The sequence below is a fragment of the Amaricoccus sp. W119 genome, assembly GCF_047275745.1.
Taxonomy (GTDB): domain Bacteria; phylum Pseudomonadota; class Alphaproteobacteria; order Rhodobacterales; family Rhodobacteraceae; genus Amaricoccus.
The window spans coordinates 1-807 of record NZ_JBKQWU010000204.1 but is presented as its reverse complement, the minus strand read 5'-3'; the positions used below and the strand labels follow the sequence as shown (position 1 = coordinate 807).

The window sequence follows — 807 nt, the reverse complement described above, 5'->3', positions numbered from 1 at the left end:
CGGACGACTTCGGAAAGAACCTTGCAGGCGGCCGGCAGGAACGACAAACTGACCGAGCGCGGGAGATCAATTAAAGAACCTACGTCGCGATCCGGACCGGGTTCTGCTACTTGGCCGCCGTGGTCGACTGGTTCAGCCGTAAGGTCCTGGCCTGGCGGCTGTCGATCACGCTCTCCGCTGACTTCTGCGTCGAGGCGCTCGAAGAGGCGCTCGACCGCCACGGCAGGCCCGAGATCTTCAATTCGGACAGTCAAAAGATGGTCGTCAGTTCCTGGGCGGTTTGCCTCAAACAGCGATCGGCCGCTTGGTAGACTGGCGCCGCAAAGCGGCCCGGTGTGGCCTGACCCGAACTCCGACCGACCAGCGTGTCTTTCCTTGGACCTGTCGGCCGCCTGGGAACGCCGTGCGGTGAGGCTTCGCCTCGGCCATTGCCTGTGACCCGAGAAGGGCCTGACCTCACCGGTCTCCTGACTGTCCTGTCCATGCATCGGCCGTGGATGAGCCGTTCGACGTCGGTCAACCGGGAAGGCGAAGAGCATGGACGGAAAACTCGAGACAGCCCGCCATATCATCGGCGGTGTCGATACCCACAAGGACCTGCATGTCGCGGCGGTTGTCGATGACGGCGATCATGTCCTCGCGACGCGCTGCTTCGCGACCACCCGCCAAGGCTATCGGCTGATGTTGGCATGGATGAGAGCGGCGGTGCAAAAACCGGCCACGGTAGCGGCGGGATAGTCCGGCCGCGGGCGGAGTAAAATCCGGCCACCTATTTCCCTTCTGCATTGAACGCAGGAGGGACAGGGG

2 pseudogenes are annotated in these 807 nt (G+C 63.2%); both read left to right on the top strand.

Going from position 1 to position 807, the window contains the following annotated elements:
- Positions 1-77: 77 nt before the first annotated feature.
- A pseudogene (locus ACLJK8_RS23000) lies at positions 78-269 on the top strand (DDE-type integrase/transposase/recombinase); the annotation flags it as partial.
- Between the two features lie 268 nt (positions 270-537).
- A pseudogene (locus ACLJK8_RS22995) lies at positions 538-702 on the top strand (IS110 family transposase); the annotation flags it as partial.
- Between the last annotated feature and the right edge of the window lie 105 nt (positions 703-807).